Source organism: Dysgonomonas mossii, from assembly GCF_004569505.1.
In the GTDB taxonomy this organism is placed as follows: domain Bacteria; phylum Bacteroidota; class Bacteroidia; order Bacteroidales; family Dysgonomonadaceae; genus Dysgonomonas.
Map to the genome: position 1 here is coordinate 1 of NZ_SPPK01000054.1, position 469 is coordinate 469.

Genomic DNA, 469 nt, shown 5'->3' on the forward strand with positions numbered 1-469 from the left:
GTGCTGTAGTGCACCAGCAGGGCCCCCAGGCGGGCGGCCTCTTCGGCCAGCAGGCCCGGCGTGGTGGCGTTGAGGGTGCGCGCGAATTCCGGCTCGCTCTCGGCCTTGTCCACCGCGGTGTGGGCGGCGGCGTTCACGATGACGTCGGGCCGCAGGGCGCGCACGGTGTCCGCGACGGACTGCGGCCGGGAGAAGTCTCCACAGTGCTCCGTGCTGTCGAAATCCAGGGCCGTCACCGTGCCCAGCACGGACAGGCTGCGCTGCAGTTCCCAGCCGACCTGCCCGCCCTTGCCGAAGAGAAGGATGTTCATGCGGCGGCAGCCTCCGTGGCGGGCGTGCGGTACTGGCGGTCGATCCAGTCGCGGTAGGCGCCGCTGGTCACGGCGCCCACCCAGTCGGCATGGGCGAGATACCACTCCACCGTCTTGCGGATGCCGGTCTCGAAGGTTTCCGCGGGCTTCCAGCCGAG

General features: G+C 70.8%; 1 protein-coding gene. It reads right to left on the minus strand.

The window, feature by feature from the left end:
- A partial coding sequence (locus E4T88_RS18885; protein ID WP_135107565.1) for a sugar nucleotide-binding protein occupies nt 1-311 on the minus strand: 311 nt, incomplete at its 3' end.
- Nucleotides 312-469: the final 158 nt, after the last annotated feature.